At 60.2% G+C, this 19,334-nt stretch carries 12 protein-coding genes; 2 read left to right on the top strand and 10 right to left on the bottom strand.

Going from position 1 to position 19,334, the window contains the following annotated elements; translation table 11 throughout:
- Nucleotides 1–223: 223 nt before the first annotated feature.
- Nucleotides 224–1,633 (top strand): GntR family transcriptional regulator MpaR, encoded by a 1,410-nt coding sequence (gene mapR / locus AC1RJ3_RS26400; RefSeq protein ID WP_103314357.1) that lies wholly within the window; start codon nt 224–226, stop codon nt 1,631–1,633.
- Here the strand turns inward: mapR and AC1RJ3_RS26395 are convergent.
- The 8 genes from AC1RJ3_RS26395 to AC1RJ3_RS26360 form a co-directional block, all read right to left on the bottom strand.
- The gene (locus AC1RJ3_RS26395) at nt 1,630–2,376 is read right to left on the bottom strand and encodes an SDR family oxidoreductase (RefSeq protein ID WP_347929818.1); all 747 of its coding nucleotides are present in this window, start codon (nt 2,374–2,376) and stop codon (nt 1,630–1,632) included. The two genes, mapR and AC1RJ3_RS26395, sit on opposite strands and share 4 nt — an antisense overlap.
- 216 nt (nt 2,377–2,592) lie before the next feature.
- Nucleotides 2,593–4,674: a putative bifunctional diguanylate cyclase/phosphodiesterase gene (locus AC1RJ3_RS26390; RefSeq protein WP_347929817.1), complete on the bottom strand. Its 2,082-nt coding sequence runs from the start codon at nt 4,672–4,674 to the stop codon at nt 2,593–2,595.
- 220 nt (nt 4,675–4,894) lie between these two features.
- Entirely contained in the window at nt 4,895–6,388 is a 1,494-nt protein-coding gene (locus AC1RJ3_RS26385; RefSeq protein ID WP_054597021.1) for an efflux transporter outer membrane subunit, read from the bottom strand.
- The gene (locus AC1RJ3_RS26380) at nt 6,385–9,492 is read right to left on the bottom strand and encodes an efflux RND transporter permease subunit (RefSeq protein ID WP_477772024.1); all 3,108 of its coding nucleotides are present in this window, start codon (nt 9,490–9,492) and stop codon (nt 6,385–6,387) included. Before AC1RJ3_RS26380 ends, AC1RJ3_RS26385 begins: the two co-directional genes overlap by 4 nt.
- Nucleotides 9,489–12,593 (bottom strand): MdtB/MuxB family multidrug efflux RND transporter permease subunit, encoded by a 3,105-nt coding sequence (locus AC1RJ3_RS26375; RefSeq protein ID WP_493081357.1) that lies wholly within the window; start codon nt 12,591–12,593, stop codon nt 9,489–9,491. The genes AC1RJ3_RS26380 and AC1RJ3_RS26375 overlap by 4 nt, the downstream gene beginning before the upstream one ends.
- A complete protein-coding gene (locus tag AC1RJ3_RS26370) occupies nt 12,590–13,912 on the bottom strand; it encodes an MdtA/MuxA family multidrug efflux RND transporter periplasmic adaptor subunit (protein WP_493081355.1) in 1,323 nt (440 codons plus the stop codon). Before AC1RJ3_RS26370 ends, AC1RJ3_RS26375 begins: the two co-directional genes overlap by 4 nt.
- A gap of 179 nt (nt 13,913–14,091) precedes the next feature.
- Complete coding sequence (tpx, locus tag AC1RJ3_RS26365) at nt 14,092–14,592, bottom strand: thiol peroxidase (RefSeq protein ID WP_019690760.1); 501 nt, start codon at nt 14,590–14,592, stop codon at nt 14,092–14,094.
- Nucleotides 14,593–14,823: 231 nt separating this feature from the next.
- On the bottom strand, nt 14,824–15,267 hold the full coding sequence (locus tag AC1RJ3_RS26360) for an SRPBCC family protein (protein ID WP_493081353.1): 444 nt from the start codon (nt 15,265–15,267) through the stop codon (nt 14,824–14,826).
- A 271-nt stretch (nt 15,268–15,538) separates the two neighbouring features.
- Between AC1RJ3_RS26360 and AC1RJ3_RS26355 the strand changes: the two genes are divergently transcribed.
- Nucleotides 15,539–16,945: a DUF1254 domain-containing protein gene (locus tag AC1RJ3_RS26355; protein ID WP_493081351.1), complete on the top strand. Its 1,407-nt coding sequence runs from the start codon at nt 15,539–15,541 to the stop codon at nt 16,943–16,945.
- 76 nt (nt 16,946–17,021) lie between these two features.
- Here AC1RJ3_RS26355 and AC1RJ3_RS26350 read toward each other — a convergent pair whose 3' ends face one another.
- Nucleotides 17,022–17,516: a DUF934 domain-containing protein gene (locus AC1RJ3_RS26350; protein WP_054597015.1), complete on the bottom strand. Its 495-nt coding sequence runs from the start codon at nt 17,514–17,516 to the stop codon at nt 17,022–17,024.
- On the bottom strand, nt 17,513–19,186 hold the full coding sequence (locus AC1RJ3_RS26345) for a nitrite/sulfite reductase (RefSeq protein ID WP_347929812.1): 1,674 nt from the start codon (nt 19,184–19,186) through the stop codon (nt 17,513–17,515). Before AC1RJ3_RS26345 ends, AC1RJ3_RS26350 begins: the two co-directional genes overlap by 4 nt.
- Nucleotides 19,187–19,334 lie beyond the last annotated feature (148 nt).

The following is a 19,334-nucleotide window of genomic DNA, read 5'->3' as shown; positions in this document are numbered from 1 at the left end:
CCTTTAAACTCTGTGCCCACCAGATTGAGCACAGTCATTGTGGCGAGGGGGCTTGCCTCCGTTGGGCTGCGTAGCGGCCCCTTCATTTATTCATACAGATAGATCTGACACGCTAGTTTTACGACTGCTTCGCAGTCGAACGGGGGCAAGCCCCCTCGCCACAAAGAGCTCCACTCGCCACAGAAGTATGTGTCGCCTGTTTTCCGTCAAATCCGGGTCCTAGATGAAACGCTACGAAAAATTCGCTGACGACATTGCTGAACTGATCCGCTCCGGGGTGCTCGGCCCAGGCCAGCGTGTACCCTCGGTGCGTTACGCCAGCCAGACTTACGGGGTCAGCCCGTCCACAGTGTTTCAGGCTTATTACCTGCTGGAGCGTCGCGGGCTGATCCGCGCCCGACCGCGCTCCGGCTACTTCGTCAACACCCACGCGCCGAGCCCGTTCTCGGAGCCGGTGATCAGCAGCCAAGTCAGCGAATCCACCGAAGTCGACGTCAGCGAACTGGTGTTCTCGGTACTCGACTCGATCAAGGACCCGAACACCGTACCCTTCGGCTCGGCCTTCCCGAGCCCGACGCTGTTTCCACTGCAACGCCTGTCACGCTCGCTGGCCAGTGCCGCCCGGGAAATGGACCCACGCATGGTGGTGACCGACATGTCGCCGGGCAATCCGCAATTGCGTCGGCAAATCGCCCTGCGCTACATGGTCGGCGGCCTGATGCTGCCCATGGAAGAACTGCTGATCACCAACGGCGCGCTCGAAGCGCTGAACCTGTGCCTGCAAGCGGTCACCGAACCCGGCGACCTGGTGGCCATCGAAGCCCCGGCGTTCTATGCCAGCCTGCAAGTGCTTGAGCGACTCAAACTCAAAGCCGTGGAAATTCCCGTGCACCCGCGCGACGGCATCGACCTCGGCGTGTTGGCGCAAACCCTCGAGCGCCATCCGATCAAGGCCTGTTGGTGCATGACCAGTTTCCAGAACCCCATGGGCGCCACCATGCCTGAGGCCAAGAAACAGGAACTGGTCGAGTTGTTGCGCAGCCATCAGGTGCCGCTGATCGAGGACGATGTCTACGCCGAGCTCTATTACGGCCAGCAAGCACCGAAACCGGCCAAAGCCTTCGACACTGAAGGGCTGGTGATGCACTGCGGGTCCTTCGCCAAGAGCCTCGCTCCCGGTTACCGCATCGGCTGGGTCGCCGCCGGGCGTTATGCGCAGAAAATTGAACGGCTGAAACTGATGACTTCGCTCTGCGCCTCGATGCCGGCCCAGGCGGCAATCGCCGATTACCTGCAACACGGCGGTTACGACCGCCACCTGCGCAAACTGCGCTACGCCCTCGAAGAACAGCAAAGCGCCATGCTTGCGGCCATCGCCCGCTACTTCCCGGCCCAGACCCGCGTCAGCCAGCCGGCCGGCGGCTACTTCCTGTGGCTGGAATTGCCCTCGCAGATGGATTCGTTGAAGTTGTTCCAGATGGCGTTGGCCCAAGGCATCAGCATTGCGCCGGGACCGATCTTTTCACCGACCCAGCGCTTCAGGAATTGTATTCGTTTGAACTACGGCAGCCCGTGGACCGAGGATACCGAAAAGGCGATGGAGACCTTGGGCAGGATTGTGCGATCTTTTTAACGCCCGCCACCCAAGTCAACAAAGGTCCCGGTCGCATAAGAAGCCTTGTCCGACAGCAACCAGATAATCGCCTCGGCCACTTCATCCGGGCGGCCGCCGCGGGCCATGGGAATGCCCGATTCAAGCTTGCTGACCCGATCCGGATCGCCGCTCAGGGCATGGAAGTCGGTGTAGATGTAGCCGGGACGCACGGCATTGACGCGGATGCCTTCGCCGGCGACTTCCTTGGACAGGCCGATGGTGAACGTATCCAGCGCACCCTTGGAGGCTGCGTAGTCGACGTATTCACCCGGCGAGCCGAGGCGCGAGGCGACCGAGGAGACGTTGACGATGCTGCCGCCCTGCCCGCCGTGTCTGGGTGACATGCGCAGCAGTGCATGCTTGGCGCAGAGAATCGGCGCCAGGACATTGGTTTTCAGGACTTTCAGAATGCGGAATTCGGACATTTCATCGACCCGCGACTTTTGTCCGACGGTGCCGGCGTTGTTCACCAGTGCGGTGACTCGGCCCAGCTCGGTGTCGACGCGATGGAACAGGCTGATCACTTCATCTTCGATGCTGACGTCAGCGCGCACCGCAATCGCCTGGGCGCCGAGCGCGCGGACTTGCTCGAGGACCTGTTGCGCAGCCTGCTCATCGGCCTGGTAGTTGATGCAGATTCGATAGCCCTGCTCAGCCGCCAGGAGCGCCGTAGCAGCGCCGATACCGCGACTGCCGCCAGTGATAACGATGACTTTGTCCATGCTCAATCCCCCCATTCGAACCCAAAGCCTTGCGCCGCAAGAATAACTGCCAACGCCGGGTTTTGCATGGCCTGTCACTGCCACTGTGGCGAGGGAGCTTGCTCCCGCTGGAGTGCGCAGCGCTCCTGACCTCCACCACGGCAAGCCAGGTTTACGACTGCTTCGCCCGAACGCGGACCGGCCGACGGGAGCAAGCTCCCTCGCCACAGTGGTCAATCAACCCGTCACCAATTGCTCGGCCCGGTGTATATCGACCATGAACCTGTCGGCCGGTAACGGGTGGCCGAGCAGGTAGCCCTGCAAGGAATCACAGCCTAGCTGAGTCAGGAAGTCCTGTTGCACATCGGTTTCCACGCCTTCGGCGACGATGCGCAAACCCAGCGCCTGCCCAAGGGCGACGATGGCCGAGACGATCGCCGCGTCATCGCTGTCGCGCTCAAGGTCACGGACAAAACCACGGTCGATCTTCAGCTCATTGGCCGGCAGGCGCTTGAGGTACATCAAGCTCGAGTAACCGGTACCGAAGTCGTCGATGGACAGATCGACGCCCATTTCCGACAGTTGCTGGAGCACCGTCATGCTCGCGTCGGCATCGCTCATGGCGGTGGTTTCGGTGATTTCCAGGGTCAGGCTGTTAGCCGGCAAACGGTGAGTGGCCAAGGCTTTGGCGACGCTTTGAACCAGCCCGGCATGACAGAACTGCAACGCCGAGAGATTCACTGCAATACGCCAATGGGTGTAACCCTGGCTGTGCCAGAGGCTCATTTGCCGGCACGCTTCGTTGAGCACCCAGTCGCCGATCGGAATGATCAACCCGGTTTTCTCCGCCAGTTCGATGAACTTGTCCGGCAGCAGCATGCCCAGGGTCGGGTGTTCCCAGCGCAGCAAGGCTTCGGCGCCGACCGGCCGACCATTGCTGGCGTCAAACTTGGGTTGGTAGTGCAGGCTGAATTGCTGTTGCTCAAGCGCATTACGCAAATCCTGAAGCATTTGCAGTTGCTTGCGGGCGTTGGTATTCATCGAGGCATCGAAGAAGCTGTGACCGTTCTTGCCCGCGCCCTTGGCGTGATACATCGCCGCGTCGGCGTTCATCAGCAGTTCTTGCGGGGTCTGTCCGTTGCCAGGGTATACGGCAATGCCAACGCTGGCAGAGATCTGCAAATCGTGCTCGGCGACCCGGAATGCGCGCGAGATCAACCCCACCTGACGCGCCGCCAGGCGCAAGGCATCGTCAGGTTCGGCGAGCTGCACCAGCAACACGAATTCATCGCCGCCTATCCGCGCCAGCGTGTCCTGGCCGCGCAGGTCCTCGCGCAAACGTACGCCGACTTCGCGCAGCAACTGGTCGCCTATATGGTGACCAAAGGCATCGTTGACCGGTTTAAAACCATCGAGATCGATGAACATCAACGCAAAACAGCCGCCCTGCTCCTGCACCACATGCATGGCTTGATCGATGCGATCGGCCAGCAGTACACGGTTCGGCAACCCGGTCAGGGGGTCGTGCAATGCCAGCTGGGTGAGTTCGCGGTTGGCCAGGGTCAAGGAATTGGCCAACTCGGCGGTGCGTGCTTCCAGGCGTGCATCGAGGATCGACGTCAGCAGCGCGATGCTCAACACTGCCAGAGTGGTGACCAGCACCAGATTGTCCAGGCCCTTGCCACTCAAACCGTCGACTGTCGCGCCGCAATAGCTGCCCTCGGCAAATCGTGCGGCCGCCATCCCTGTGTAGTGCATACCGACAATTGCGATACCCATGATCACCGCGGCGCCGCCACGAACGAGGCGCACATACGGGGTGTTCTGGCGTAAACGAAAGGCAATCCACAATGCCGCGGCTGAAGCGCCGACCGCGATCACCAGCGAAGCACCAAACAATGTCGGATCGTAATCGATACCCGGCTGCATGCGCATGGCGGCCATGCCGGTGTAATGCATGCCGCTGATGCCCGCGCCCATGATCAATGCGCCAAACGCCAGTTGCCAGCCCGGCATACGCGGCTGGCTGACCAGCCACAGCGCGAATCCGCAGGACAGAATGGCGATCACCAGCGACAACGCGGTGATACCGATATCGTAGCCGAGGATGATCGGCAACCTGAATGCCAGCATGCCAATGAAGTGCATCGACCAGACGCCGATACCCATCGCCAACGCGCCACCCGCCGTCCAAAAATGAACTGCGCGGCCTTTGGCGGTTGCGATACGACCGGTCAGGTCCAGGGCGGTATAGGAGGCAAGAATCGCCACGCAAAGGGAGATCAGAACCAGCGCGGGGGAATAGCTACCGATGAGCATCAGAACTTCTCGTGACGCCCCCGCTGGACTGCATCCATGCTCGTTGGGGCAAAGTGCGCGATTGTACTGATTCCATCAACGAACGCACTCACAAAGTAACCAAAAGGCCATTAGCGCGACGGACAGTCTGAAACAAGGCAGGACATGCCCTTACAGAGCGTAAGGCTGACTGCAATTTGTGGCGAGGGAGCTTGCTCCCTCGCCACAGAAGCGCTCTACCCTAGTTTTTTTCGCTGATCTGGGTCTGACCATCCCAGCCACCGCCCAACGCGGCGATCAAGTTCACACTGGCAATCAGCCGGCTTTGCTGCAAGGTCAGCACGCTACGCTCGTTGCTCAGCGCTGTGGCCTGGACCACCACCACATCAAGGTAGGCGATCAACCCGGCCTTGTACTGGTTCAGGGTCAGGCGCAACGACTCGCGGGCCGCATCCAGCGCTTCCTGGCGCACCGCTGCTTCGTCTTCCATGACCTTGAGCTGCACCAGGTAGTTTTCGACTTCGCGGAACCCGTCGAGCACGGTTTGCCGATACTTGGCCACGGTCTGGTCATAGGCCGCCTCGGTTCGGTCGACTTCCGCCGAGCGTTGGCCGCCATCGAACAAGGTCATGGCGAGTTTCGGCCCTACCGACCAGAAACGGTTCGGCAAGCTGATCAGGTTAGAGTAAGTGCTACTGCTGTAGCCGCCACTCATGCTCAAGGTCAGGTCCGGGTAGTAGGCTGCCTTGGCCACGCCGATGTTGGCGTTGGCGGCAATCACCGAACGCTCGGCGGAGGCAATGTCCGGGCGTCGCTCCAGCAGTTGCGAGGGCAGGCTCAGCGGAACCTGCGGCAATGCTGGAATGTTCTGGGTTTCTGCCAGGTTGAAGTCAGCCGGCGGCAAGCCGATCAGCACCGCAATCGCGTTCTCGAACTGCGCACGCTGCCAGATCAGGTCGACCATGTCGGCCTGTGTGCTTTTCAGTTGGGTTTGCGCCTGGGCCACCGCGTCCTTGCCGGACACTCCCGCGCGGTACTGATTTTCGGTCATTTGCAGCGAGCGCTGATAATTCTCGACCGTGGCTTGCAGCAGGCGCTTTTGCTGGTCGATCACTCGCAATTGCAGGTAGTTCTGCACCAGCTCCGATTGCTGGCTCAGGCGCATCGCGGCCAGGTCGGCAAAACTCGCTTGGGCACTGGCCTTGTCGGCTTCCAGGCCGCGACGCAATTTGCCCCAGACGTCCGCTTCCCAACTCACCCCAAGCTGAGTGTTATAGGTGTCGCGGATACCACTGTTGGTACTGCTCAGGCTCGAACTGCTGCTACCGGTGCCTTGACTCGAACGGGTTTTCCCGGCGCTCAGATCAACCGTCGGAAAAAACGCACCTCGGGCACTGCGTACCAACGCCTGAGCCTGACGGTACTGGGCTTCGGACTGGGCAACGGTCTGGTTGGCACTGTTGAGTTTTTCGACCAGCCCGTTGAGCTGCTGATCACCGTACAGTTCCCACCAGGCGCCACGCGCCAATGAGTCACTCGGTGTCGCCTGACGCCAGCCGTCTGCCTGCTTGTACTGTGCCGGCTCGGCCACTGTCGGGCGCTGATAGTCCGGGCCGATGGCGCAGGCACTGAGCATCAAGACGCTGAGCGAAAGACTCAGTAAACGCGAACCGCGGGCCGATACCAGGCGCCGGGCCATCGGTGCGTCGAGGTTGAGTGGGCAACGGTCAGTCATAGCGGAGTTTCCAGAGAAGCATCGGTACGAACCCCACGCCAGCGGTTGACCCGATGGCGCAAACGGTCGAGATAGAGGTAAACCACCGGGGTGGTAAAAAGCGTCAGCACCTGGCTGAAAATCAACCCGCCGATAATGGTCAGGCCCAGTGGCTGGCGCATTTCCGCGCCCTCGGCGGTGCTGAGCAACAACGGCAAGGCGCCCAGAATCGCCGCCAGGGTGGTCATCAGAATCGGCCGCAGACGCAACAGACACGCACTGCGAATCGACTCCAGCGGTTCCATGCCCTGATGGCGTTCAAGCTGTAGCGCGAGGTCGATCATCAGAATGGCGTTTTTCTTCACCACGCCGATCAGCAAAAACAGCCCGAGCAGCGAAATCAGGCTGAACTCGCCGCCCAGCACATAGATCGACAGCAACGCACCGACCCCTGCCGAAGGTAATGTCGAGAGGATCGTCAGCGGGTGCACGTAACTTTCGTACAGCACGCCCAACACCAGATACACCGCCACCAGCGCACCGAGAATCATCCACGGCTGACTCTTCTGGGTCGCCGCGAAAGCGTCGGCAGTGCCGGCCATCTTGGCGATCACTTCTTCCGGCAACCCCAGCTTGGCAATCGCCCGTTCGATGGCGGCCGAGCCTTGTTCAACGGTGACGCCTTCGGCCATATCAAAAGAAATGCTTTCGGAAGCGAACTGCCCTTCATGGCTGACCCGGTCGTTTTCCAGGCTGTTTTCATAGTGGGCAATCGCCGACAACGGAATGCGCGCGCCGGCAGCGGTAATCACCTGGACCTGATTGAGGGTGATCGGGTCCTGGGCGTATTTCGGATTGACCTCCATCACCACCTGATACTGGTTGAGACTGTCGTAAATGGTCGATATCTGGCGCTGGCTATAGGCGTTGTTCAGCACGGCGGTGACCATCGACATGTCGACCCCCAGGCGTTTGGCCTGATCACGATCGACCACCAGTGTCACCTGCGCGGCACCTCGCCCTTCGCGGGCGTCGATGGCCGTCAGTTCAGGCAATGCCTTGAGTGCGGTGACGACCTTTGGATACCACTCGCGCAACGCCGATAAATCGCCGCTTTGCAGGATGTAGGTGTATTGCGAGGTGGTCTGCTCGCGGCCACCGCCAAACTGCAAGTCCTGGTCGGCCATCAACATCAATTGGGCACCGGCGACCTTGGGCATTTCCTTGCGCAGGCGTTCGATGACCTTCTGCGCAGAAATATTGCGTTCCTTGATCGGCTTCAGGCGTACCAGCATGAAAGCGTTATTGGTGCCGTTGGTCCCGCCGATAAAACCGGCGACACTTTCCACCGCCGCGTCTTTCAACACCGCGCGGCGGAAGGTTTCCATTTTCGGCTGCATGACGTTGAACGACAGGCCATTGTCGCCGCGGACAAAACCGATCAGTTGACCGGTGTCCTGCTGCGGCAGGAAGGTCTTGGGCACCACCACATACAAGGCGATATTGACGCCAATGGTGACAAACAGGCTGAGCAGCGTCAGCCGCTTGTGACGCAGCACCCAATCCAGGCCGCTGGCATAGTGCTTGACCATCCAGTCGTTGGCGCGCCGGCTGGCACGCTGCAAACGGTTTTCCTCGCCGGGTGTGTGGGGTTTCAGCCAGCGGGCACAGAGCATCGGCGTCAGGGTCAGGGAGACCACCAGCGACACCACAATGGACGCCGCGAGGGTAATCGAAAACTCGCGGAACAGGCTCTCGATGATCCCGCCCATGAACAGAATCGACAGGAACACCGCCACCAGCGAAACGTTCATCGACAGCAAGGTAAAACCGACTTCCTTGGCGCCCAGGTACGCCGCCTTCATCGGCGCGATCCCTTCGTCGATGTGCCGCGAAATGTTTTCGAGCACCACGATAGCATCGTCCACCACCAGCCCCGTGGCCAGAATCAGCGCCATCAGCGACAGGTTGTTCAGCGAAAAGCCATAGAGGTACATCACCGCGAACGTACCGACCAACGACACCGGCACCGCCAGCGTCGGGATCAACGACGCGCGGAAGTTACCGAGGAACAGGTACACCACCAGAATCACCAGCGCCACGGCAATCAGCAGGGTCATTTCCGCTTCGTGCAGGGTCGCCTTGATCACCGGTGAACGGTCCATCGCCAGGTTCAGCTTGACGCTGGCCGGCAACACCGCCTGCAACGCCGGCAACTGCGCCTTGATATCGTTGACCGTTTTAATGATGTTGGCGCCGGCCTGACGGTTGATCACCAACAGCACCGCCGCGTCATCGTTGAAGAAACCGCTGTTGTAGCGGTCTTCGACGCTGTCGCGAACCTTGGCCACATCACCCAGGCGCAACGCCGAGCCATTCTGGTAGCGAATGATCAGCGGTTCATAATCCTTGGCCTTCTCCAACTGGTCGTTGGCCTGGACCTGCCACATCCGCTGGTCGTCTTCGATCGAACCCTTGGGCCGGCGCACGTTGGCGTTGGCAATGGTGTTGCGTACATCATCCAGCGCCACGCCGTACTGGTTCAGCAGTTGCGGTTCAAGCTCGATGCGCACTGCCGGCAACGAACTGCCGCCAATCTGCACCTCGCCGACACCGGGCACTTGAGACAGGCTTTGCGAAAGAATGGTCGAGGCCAGGTCATAAAGCTGACCTTTTTCCAGTACGTCCGAGGTCAGCGACAGCACCATGATCGGCGCCTGGGACGGGTTGACCTTCTTGTAGGTCGGCATGCTGCGCATACCGCTGGGCAGCAGGTTGCGCGAGGCGTTGATCGCCGCTTGCACTTCTCGCGCCGCGCCATTGATGTCGCGGTCCATGTCAAATTGCAGGATCACCCGGGTCGAACCCTGGCTGGATCGGCTGCTCATGGTGTTGACCCCGGCGATGGCGCCGAAGGATCGCTCCAGCGGCGTCGCCACGGTGGAGGCCATGACCTCGGGGCTTGCGCCCGGCAGGCTCGCCGACACCACGATCACCGGGAAATCCATCTGCGGCAGCGGCGACACCGGCAGCAAGCCGAAACTCACACCGCCCAGCAACATGATCGCCAGGCTCAGCAGCATCGTCGCTACCGGCCGGCGAATGAAAGGTCCGGACAGGTTCATGGCTGCTCTACCGGCTCCAGGCGCTCAGGCGCACGTCGCCAGCGCCGACCGAGGCGGTCGAAGTACAGATAGATCACCGGCGTGGTAAACAGCGTCAGCACCTGGCTCACCAGCAGGCCACCGACCATCACCAGACCCAATGGCTGGCGCAGTTCAGCACCTGAACCGGTGGCGAGCATCAACGGCACCGCGCCAAACAACGCGGCCAGGGTGGTCATCAGGATTGGCCGGAAACGCAGCAGCGCCGCCTGATAAATCGCGGTAGCCGGGTCCATGCCCTGATTACGCTCGGCGTCGAGGGCGAAGTCGATCATCATAATCGCGTTCTTCTTGACGATGCCGATCAGCAAGATGATGCCGATGATCGCGATCATGCCCAGGTCGTTGCCGCTGAGAATCAACGCCAGCAATGCGCCGACCGCCGCCGATGGCAGCGTCGAGAGAATGGTGATCGGGTGAATGTAGCTCTCGTACAGCACGCCGAGCACGATGTACATGGTCACCACCGCCGCCAGAATCAGCAGCAAGGTACTCGACAGCGAGGCTTCGAACGCTTGGGCCGCACCCTGGAACTGAGTCTGCACGCCAAGCGGCATGCCGATGTCCTGCTGCACCTTGTTGATCAGCTCGACGGCCTGCCCCAACGCCACGCCGGGCGCGAGGTTGAAGGACATCATCACTGCCGGGAACTGGCCAATGTGCGCAATCGCCAATTGCGCCTGGCGCTCTTCGACGTGGGCCAGGCTGGACAGCCGCACCTGGCCGCCATTGGTGGTCTTGACGTGAATCTGCTCCAGCGCCTGCGGGCCGATCTTTTCGCCGTCCTGTGCCTGCATCACCACGCGGTATTGGCTGGCCTGGGTGTAAATGGTCGAGATCTGGCGCTGGCCAAAAGCGTCGTACAGCGCGTCGGTGATGTTCGACACCGAAACGCCGATTCGCGAAGCCGCGTCACGGTCGATCACCAGATAGACCTGCAAGCCCTTGTCCTGCAAGTCACTGGCAACGTCAGTCAGCTCGGGTTGCTTGCGCAGCGCCTCGACCAGTCGCCCGCTCCACAGGCTGAGCATCTCGGCATCCGGCGACGACATGCTGAATTGGTACTGTGTGCGGCTGACCCGGTCTTCGATGGTCAGGTCCTGCACCGGCTGCATGAACAGACGAATGCCCACCAGTTTGTCCAGCTGCAGCTGCAACCGGCTGATCACCTGGGCCGCGCTCAGATCACGCTCTTTGTGCGGCTTGAGATTGATCAGCAAGCGCCCGCTGTTCAGGGTCGCGTTGTCGCCGTCGACTCCGATATAGGACGACAGGCTTTGCACCGCCGGATCGGCCAGGATGACCTTGGCCAGCTCCTGCTGGCGCTGGCTCATGGCGGCGAAGGAAATCGACTGCGGCGCCTCGGAAATACCCTGGATTACCCCGGTGTCCTGCACCGGGAAAAAGCCCTTGGGTACCACGATGTACAGGAACACCGTCAGGCCCAGGGTAGCGACGGCCACCAGCAAGGTCAGCGGCTGATGCTTGAGCACCCACTGCAACTTGCGCCCGTAGGCGGCGATCAGCCAGTCGATCCACGCACCGCTGGCCCGGTAGAAGCGGCCCTGTTCTTCTGGCTTGGGTTCACGCTTGAGCAACCGCGCGCACATCATTGGCGTCAGGGTCAGGGAAACCACCAGGGAAATCAGGATCGCCACCGCCAGGGTAATCGCAAACTCGCGGAACAGCCGCCCCACTACATCGGCCATGAACAACAGTGGAATCAATACCGCAATCAGCGACAAGGTCAGCGATATCAGGGTGAAACCGATCTGCTTGGCGCCCTTGAGCGCCGCCTGCAACGGGCTGTCGCCCTCCTCGATGAAGCGCGAAATGTTTTCCAGCATGACGATCGCGTCGTCCACCACAAAACCGGTGGCAATGGTCAACGCCATCAAGGTCAGGTTGTTGACCGAAAAACCGGCCAGGTACATCACGCCAAAGGTGCCGATCAACGACAACGGCACGGCAATCGACGGAATGATCGTGGCGCTGGCCCGGCGCAAGAACAGGAACGTCACCATCACCACCAGGGCGATAGCGATCAACAGCTCATGCTGCACGTCGGTGACGGACGCGCGGATGGTCTGGGTGCGGTCGGTCAGCACGGTAACGTCGAGGCCAGCCGGCAGGTTGTCGGTGATGCTCGGCAACAGGGCCTTGATCCGGTCGACCACCTCGATCACGTTGGCACCCGGCTGGCGCTGGATATTCAGCAGCACGGCCTGGTTTTCATTGGCCCACGCGGCGAGGCGTTCGTTTTCGGCGCCATCGACAATCTGCGCGACGTCCTTGAGTCGCAACGGCGCGCCGTTCTTGTAGGCCAGAATCAGTTCGGCGTAGTCCTTGGGCGAGGTCAACTGATCGTTGGCATCGAGCATCGAGACCCGGGTCGGGCCGTCGAAGTTGCCTTTGGGCTGGTTGACGTTGGACGCGCCGATCAAGGTGCGTACGTCCGACAGGTTCAAGCCGTTGGCCGCCAGGGCTTCCGGGTTGACCTTGATCCGCACGGCCTGACGCTGGCCGCCGGCGATGCTGACCATGCCGACGCCACTGATCTGGGCGATTTTCTGCGCCATGCGCGTGTCGACCAAATCATTGAGTTTGGGCAGCAGCATGGTTTTGGAGGTGATTGCCAGGGTCAGCACCGGGGTGTCCGCCGGGTTGACCTTGTTGTACACCGGCGGTGCCGGCAAGTCCTTGGGCAACAGATTGGTCGCCGCGTTGATCGCCGCCTGCACCTGCTGCTCGGCGACGTCCATGTTGATGTCGAGGCTGAAGCGCAGGGTCAGCACCGAGGCGCCGCCGGAACTGGTCGAGGCCATTTGGGTCAGGCCGGGCATTTGCCCGAACTGGCGCTCGAGTGGCGCAGTCACCGCACTGGTCATTACATCCGGACTGGCGCCCGGGTACAGGGTCATGACCCGAATGGTCGGGTAGTCGACCTGAGGCAATGCCGAGACCGGCAGCAACTTGTAGGCAATCATGCCGGCCAAAACGATGGCCAGCATGCTCAGGGTGGTGGCTACCGGGCGAAGGATAAACAGCCGCGAGATGTTCATGCGCGACCCTTGTGCGCCTTGCCGGTGGCTTTCGGATCAGTCGTGGCGTTGGTCGATGGGTCCTGGCTTTCGGTCGGGGTCGGGGTCGCGGGGGCGACATTACTGCTGTCGTTGACCACCTCGACTTCACTGCCCTCCTTGAGGCGGTCAGTGCCTTCCAGAACCACGCGATCACCGGCTTTCAAGCCTTCCTGGATCACCGTGTTGTCACCATCGCTGGCACCGATCTTCAACGGGCGAATGGTGACTTTCTTGTCACCGTCCAGGACATAGGCAAAGGTGCCGTTGGTGCCAAACTGAACGGCTGCCGAAGGCACCAGCACCACGCCCTTGAGGGTGTCGGCCAGCAGTCGGACGTTGACGAACTGATTCGGGAACAGTGCCAGATCGCGATTGTCGTAGCGTGCCTTGAACTTCAGTGTGCCGGTGGTGGTGTCGATCTGGTTGTCGAGGCTTTGCAAGACGCCGCTGGCCTGCATTTTGGTATCGCCACGATCCCAGGCTTCAGCCGGCAGTTTGGCACCGGAGTGGTAGCGGGTCAGCACGGTATCGAGCGTGTTTTCCGGTAAGGTAAAGACCACGCTGATCGGCTGGGTCTGGGTAATGACCGCCAGGGACGTGGTGTCATTGGCGGACACCAGGTTGCCAACGTCCAGCTGCCGCAGACCGACACGCCCGGTAATCGGCGCACGGATCTTGGTGAATTCCAGATTGAGTTTGGCGTCGTTGACCGCCGCCTGATTGGTCTTGACCGTGCCCTGGTACTGCCCCACCAGCGCAGCTGCGGTGTCGAGGGTCTGTTTGGCGATACTGTCTTGCGCATACAAACCGCGATAGCGTTCCAGATCCACCTGCGCGTTTTTCAACTGTGCCTGGTTCTGCAGCAACGTGCCTTCGGCTTGCAGCAAGGCGTTCTGGTAAGGGCGCGGGTCGATCTCGGCGAGCAGATCGCCTGCCTTGACCATTTGCCCTTCTTCAAACGCAATCTTCACCAGTTCACCGCCCACACGGCTGCGCACATTGATGGTGTTCAGCGCAGTGACCGTGCCCAGCGCTTTGTAATAGAGCGGGAAATCACCCACGACAGCAGGCGCGACCCGAACCGGGACCGGTCCTGTGGCGCCACCAAAACCCGGACGCATCCCGCCAGACTTGCCGACATGCCCCGCCGCCGCTTTAGCTACTGGGGCGTCTTTGTGAGCCGTACCGCCTGGCCAGAACTTCCAGCACAGGCCGGCAATGACCAACAGGACCAGCAGGCCAAATAGCCAGCGACGGGGATGACGGGAAGCAGAGGATTGCATGGAATGATCAACCATTGGGCGCGTGTGGGCATCTTTATACGGGAGAGTGAACGATAAGCACTGACGGCATTGAAGCAAAGCGCCTTTACCGGCAATTTACCTTCAGCCTGCTTTTGCGATTTTTTGCTAAGGCACTGAAGCACAAATGAAAACGGCCTGGACAGAGCCAGGCCGTTAATAATTGTAAAATGCGGTTACTTCAAAACGGCCAACGCCGCTTCGTAGTTTGGCTCTTCAGCGATTTCTTTAACCAGTTCGCTGTGCAGCACAGTGTCGTTTTCATCGAGTACCACCACGGCGCGGGCGGTCAGGCCTTTGAGCGGGCCGTCGGCAATGGCAACGCCATAGTTTTCGATGAACTCACGGCCGCGCAGGGTCGACAGGTTCTGGACGTTTTCCAGGCCTTCAGCGCCGCAGAAACGTGCCTGGGCGAACGGCAGGTCAGCCGAGATGCACAGGACAACGGTGTTGGCCACGTCGTTGGCCTGAGCGTTGAACTTGCGTACCGACGTGGCGCAGGTCGGAGTGTCGATGCTTGGGAAGATGTTCAGCACTTTGCGCTTGCCGGCGAAGCTTGCCAGGGTCACGTCGGACAGATTGCCGGCAACCAGGGAAAAGGCTGGCGCCTTGGAACCGGCTTGTGGCAGTTGGCCGTTGACTTGAACCGGATTGCCTTTGAGGGTGACTTGAGCCATGAACGGAGTCCTTCTGAACGTTGTTTGGAAAATATCGAAGAGGTCGAAGTTAACCACGAAATTGTCCGACGACCTATGGCCAGATGCAAATTGTGATAGGTCGTTGCGTACATTGGAGATATGCCGATTTCTGCAGGAGCGAGGCTTGCCCGCGATTGGAACACTGCGGTGCAACAGCCTCACCGCGTTATCGTTCTTCGCGGGCAAGCCTTGCTCCTACGGGCGCGCGATTCAGCCCAGCAAACGAAGCATATTGCGGTGCCGCGCCTCGAAAATCCGCCGCATGTAGGCATTGACCATCAACCACTCGAAAAGTGCACCGCCAATGGCCGCATAGGTGACGCGATCGGTGTACAGCGTCCCCCCCTCCGCCGCCGTGACCCGGTGCTCATGACGAAACGCCGCCATCGGTCCCTTGAGCATTTCGTCGATGAAATGGCTGTCGCTGACCTCGCGAATCGTCACGGTCCAGGTCGCCGGAATACAGCCGAACATCCAGTGACGAAAACTGAACTCGCGACCGGCAGCAATGCGCAAGTCATTCACGTCGATGTTGCCTAATGGCGTCACCCGTTCCGGGAAGATTTTCGGGAAATTGCTACCTTCAAGGCAAAAATCGAGAACCTGTGCGGGTGTTTGTCCTCTGATCAGCGTGGAGAGTTCCAGAACAGGCATTGACAGTGTCCTTCCTTGAGCACGAATGCCGGCAGGTTAGCACTCGACATTTACCGTATTACAGCGCTTTTCACATGCAAGCCTGTGAATAGGCTTATTATTTTGGCGCACGAAATTTAGGGGACTTTATGTACAAAGTGACCAGGTAACGACCCGCAATGACGTGCACCTTTGTTCGGTAACGGAAACTTGTTTCGACAAAAACCGCAAACTCGACGACATTACGCCCGTGCAATGACACCTGAATCGCGCTTATCCATAGGACTGTGCAATGACCATCGAAAAACCGACCCGCCTGTTGCTCGCCGGCCTCTCTTTGCTACTGAGCGCAAGCGCCTGGGCAGATTTCAGCGCCAGCCCCGAAGAAGCCCGGGGGATCGCCAAAGACGCGTATCTCTACGGCTTCCCGGTGGTTGAGATGTACAAGACCCTGTACACCCAGGCGGTGGACAAGAACGGTCCGAACTTCAAGGCACCGCTCAACCATATCAGCAATACGGCAAGAGCGTTCACCCCCAAGGACACCGCGTTCGTTAGCCCAAACCCGGACACTCCCAGCTCATTTCTCTGGATGGACCTGCGCGCCGAGCCTGTGGTTGTGACCCTGCCGCAGATCGCCGAAGAGCGTTACTACTCGGTACAACTGGTCGACCTCTACACCCAGAACTTTGCTTACCTGGGCACCCGCAGCACGGGCAACAAGGGCGGGACCTTCATGATTGCCGGTCCCAATTGGCAAGGTCAGCAACCGCTGAAGATCGATCGCCTGGTACGTAGCGAAACCAATATTGCCTATGCGCTGTACCGCACGCAGTTGTTTGATGAAAAGGACCTGGAGAAGGTCAAGAAAATCCAGCACGGCTACAAGGTTCAGACGTTGAGCCAGTACCTGGGGCAACCGGCACCGGCTGCTGCACCAAAAATCGACTGGCCAAAGCCAACTCCGACCATGAGCGACAGCCCGGAGCTGTTCCGCTACCTGAACTTCATGCTCGGCTTCGCTCCGGCGCAAGACGTTGAAAAAGACCAACTGACACGCTTCGCGAAAATCGGCATTGTTGCCGGCCAGCCGTACGACCTCAAAACCCTCACCGCCGAACAGCGCAAAGCCCTCGACGACGGGATTGCCGATGCCAAGGCCGAGTACGCGGCGTTCAAGAAAGACAAGATCGATACCCATCAGGTCAACAACGGTGACTTGTTCGGCACCCGCGACCACTTGAACAACAATTATCTGTACCGCTACGCCGGCGCCAACCTGGGGATCTTTGGCAACTCGGCCGATGAAGCAGCCAAGTTCAGTTATCTGGTCGACAGCCTGGGCAAACCGGCCAACGGCGCGAGACACAGCTACACCGTGCACTTTGACAAGGATCAGTTACCGCCAGCCGACGCGTTCTGGTCACTGACCATGTACGACGGCAAGACCAAGCTGCTGGTACCCAACCACAAGAAACGCTACCTGCTCAACTCGCGCATGCTGTCCACCTTCAAGCGCGACCCGGACGGCGGACTGACGCTTTACCTGCAGCACTCCGAGCCGCTCAAGGATCAGCGCAGTAACTGGCTGCCGGCGCCGCACGGTCCGTTCTACGCGGTGTTGCGCCTGTACCTGCCCCAGCCTCAGGTCGGCAACGGTCAATGGAAACTGCCGCCGCTGACGCCGATCAACCCGTAAGTTGAAGTGATACGCAAACCGTGTGCACCCCCGCGACCGTGGGTGCACACATACCCGGATCTGTTGAACGTATTGATCAGCGCCGGCGAAACAACGGTCGTGGCTCGATCACCGAGCGACCGTAATGCACGCTCATCCCCACCAGCCCCTTCAGGGCATCTTCAGCGCATTTGTCTTCACGCACCGCGAACGCATCGAAACCGCATTGGCGCATATGGCTGAGCTGGTCGCGCAGCACATCGCCAATCGCCCGCAACTCCCCCGCCCAGCCCAAACGCGTGCGCAACAGGTAAGCCTGGCTGTAAGCCCGACCATCGCGAAAACTTGGAAACTCCAGCGCGATCATGGGTATCAGCTTGAGCCACGGCTTGAGACTGTCGACCTCGTCATCCGGCCCCAACCACACCGCGTCTCGTGACGGATGATGTTCAGTACGGCGGGTCAGCCACAGAGCCAGCGGCAAAATCAGCGGCCCCGCTGGCAGTTGGCTTTCCAGGTCCCTGACCAGGGTCCACGGATCGTCGTCGACCTTAAGCGCAGCACCATCTTCCAACCGCAGCAGATTATTCATGCAACGACCTCCAGGCTCTTGGGATAAACGCGCTCCTTGAACGGCTCCAGACCGATGCGCTGCAAGGTGTCGACAAACAGTTCTTCGCTCTCGCGGTAACGGACAAAGGTCGCGATGATCCGCTCGATCACTTGCGGTACTTCGGCGGCGCTGAACGACGGACCGATGACCTTGCCCAACGCGCTGTTCTTGCCCTGTGATCCACCGAGGGTGATCTGGTACCACTCGCTGCCATTCTTATCGACGCCGAGAATGCCGATATTGCCGATGTGGTGATGACCACAGGCATTCATGCAGCCAGAAATGTTGAGGCTGATGTCACCCAGGTCGTGAAGGTAATCCAGGTCATCGAAACGTGCCTGAATCGCTTGGGCGATGGGGATCGATTTGGCATTGGCCAGCGCGCAGAAATCGCCGCCGGGGCAGGCAATGATGTCCGTCAGCAAACCGATATTGGCGCAGCCCAGTCCATGCTCGCAGGCCAGGCACCACAACGCGTACAGGTCAGACTTGGGCACGTCCGGCAGGACAATGTTCTGTTCATGGGCAATGCGGATTTCGCCGAAACCGAACTGCTCGGACCAGTCGGCCACCGCGTCCATCTGCGCATCGGTGACATCACCGGGTGGCGAGGCCATGCCAGGTTTGGTCGACAGCACCACGCTGGTGTAGCCAGGTACTTTGTGCGGCTGCACGTTACGCGCAACCCAACGCGCGAATGCCGGGTTCTCGGTCAGGCGAGTACCGAAGTCCAGGTCGGTGTCGGCCAGTGGCGCATAGGTGGGCGGCACGAACGCGCTGGCGACGCGCTGGTATTCGACGTCGGTCAACTGCGCCGGGCCGTCCTTGAGGTGTTGCCACTCCTGTTCGACTTCCTGGGCGAAGGCCTCGATGCCCAGCGCCTTGACCAGAATCTTGATCCGCGCCTTGTACTTGTTGTCACGTCGACCATGGCGGTTGTAGACCCGCAACACCGCCTCGACGTAGGACAGCAAATGCTGCCACGGCAATCCTTCACGGATCTGCAAACCGAGGATCGGTGTGCGCCCCAGACCGCCGCCAACGATCACCCGCAGCAGCATCTGCCCTGCCGCGTCGCGGTAAAGGTAGAGACCGATGTCATGCATCATGATCGCCGCACGGTCCTGTTCCGCCGAGCAGATGGCGATCTTGAATTTACGTGGCAAAAACAGGAATTCGGGGTTGATGGTCGACCACTGCCGGAGGATTTCCGCCAAGGGCCGCGGATCGATCAGCTCATCGGCCGCCACCCCGGCAAAGGCTTCGGTGGTGATGTTGCGCACGCAGTTGCCGGAGGTCTGGATCGCATGCATTTCGACCTGGGCCAGGCGCTCGAGGATGTCCGGCACCTGGGCCAGTTCGATCCAGTTGAATTGCATGTTTTGTCGGGTGGTGAAGTGCCCGTAACCCCGATCGTAATCCCGGGCGATGCTCGCCAGCGTACGCATCTGCCGGGCGCTCAGGGTGCCGTAAGGAATGGCCACCCGCAGCATGTAGGCGTGCTTTTGCATGTACAGGCCGTTCTGCAGGCGCAACGGCAAAAACTCTTCCTCACTCAAGGCTCCAGCCATGAACCGCTCGACCTGATCGCGGAACTGCGCAACCCGTTCAAAGACCAGGGCCCGGTCATAGTCATCGTACTGATACATGTCGCTACCTCATCAGGGTTGATCGGGCTCTGCGGCTCGTTTCTGGGGGAGTGACTATGCAGTAGCGGCTCAGGTGGTTACAGATTCAGCTAAAGACTAAAAAACCATATCAGGGCGCGGCAGATCACCGCAGGCAGGCCTTACATCT

It is taken from the genome of Pseudomonas sp. GW822-FHT04C11, from assembly GCF_058800905.1.
The sequence above is the reverse complement of the archived record's forward strand: the minus strand, read 5'-3'. Positions and strand labels throughout refer to the sequence as shown.

What these genes read in the sequence shown, in the direction of transcription:
- AC1RJ3_RS26355 (WP_493081351.1), top strand. Translation starts at nt 15,539, where the DNA reads ATGACCATCGAAAAACCGACCCGCCTGTTGCTCGCCGGCCTCTCTTTG.
- mapR (WP_103314357.1), top strand. Translation starts at nt 224, where the DNA reads ATGAAACGCTACGAAAAATTCGCTGACGACATTGCTGAACTGATCCGC.
- AC1RJ3_RS26390 (WP_347929817.1), bottom strand. Translation starts at nt 4,674, where the DNA reads ATGCTCATCGGTAGCTATTCCCCCGCGCTGGTTCTGATCTCCCTTTGC.
- AC1RJ3_RS26375 (WP_493081357.1), bottom strand. Translation starts at nt 12,593, where the DNA reads ATGAACATCTCGCGGCTGTTTATCCTTCGCCCGGTAGCCACCACCCTG.
- AC1RJ3_RS26345 (WP_347929812.1), bottom strand. Translation starts at nt 19,186, where the DNA reads ATGTATCAGTACGATGACTATGACCGGGCCCTGGTCTTTGAACGGGTT.
- tpx (WP_019690760.1), bottom strand. Translation starts at nt 14,592, where the DNA reads ATGGCTCAAGTCACCCTCAAAGGCAATCCGGTTCAAGTCAACGGCCAA.
- AC1RJ3_RS26360 (WP_493081353.1), bottom strand. Translation starts at nt 15,267, where the DNA reads ATGCCTGTTCTGGAACTCTCCACGCTGATCAGAGGACAAACACCCGCA.
- AC1RJ3_RS26380 (WP_477772024.1), bottom strand. Translation starts at nt 9,492, where the DNA reads ATGAACCTGTCCGGACCTTTCATTCGCCGGCCGGTAGCGACGATGCTG.
- AC1RJ3_RS26370 (WP_493081355.1), bottom strand. Translation starts at nt 13,912, where the DNA reads ATGGTTGATCATTCCATGCAATCCTCTGCTTCCCGTCATCCCCGTCGC.
- AC1RJ3_RS26385 (WP_054597021.1), bottom strand. Translation starts at nt 6,388, where the DNA reads ATGACTGACCGTTGCCCACTCAACCTCGACGCACCGATGGCCCGGCGC.
- AC1RJ3_RS26350 (WP_054597015.1), bottom strand. Translation starts at nt 17,516, where the DNA reads ATGAATAATCTGCTGCGGTTGGAAGATGGTGCTGCGCTTAAGGTCGAC.
- AC1RJ3_RS26395 (WP_347929818.1), bottom strand. Translation starts at nt 2,376, where the DNA reads ATGGACAAAGTCATCGTTATCACTGGCGGCAGTCGCGGTATCGGCGCT.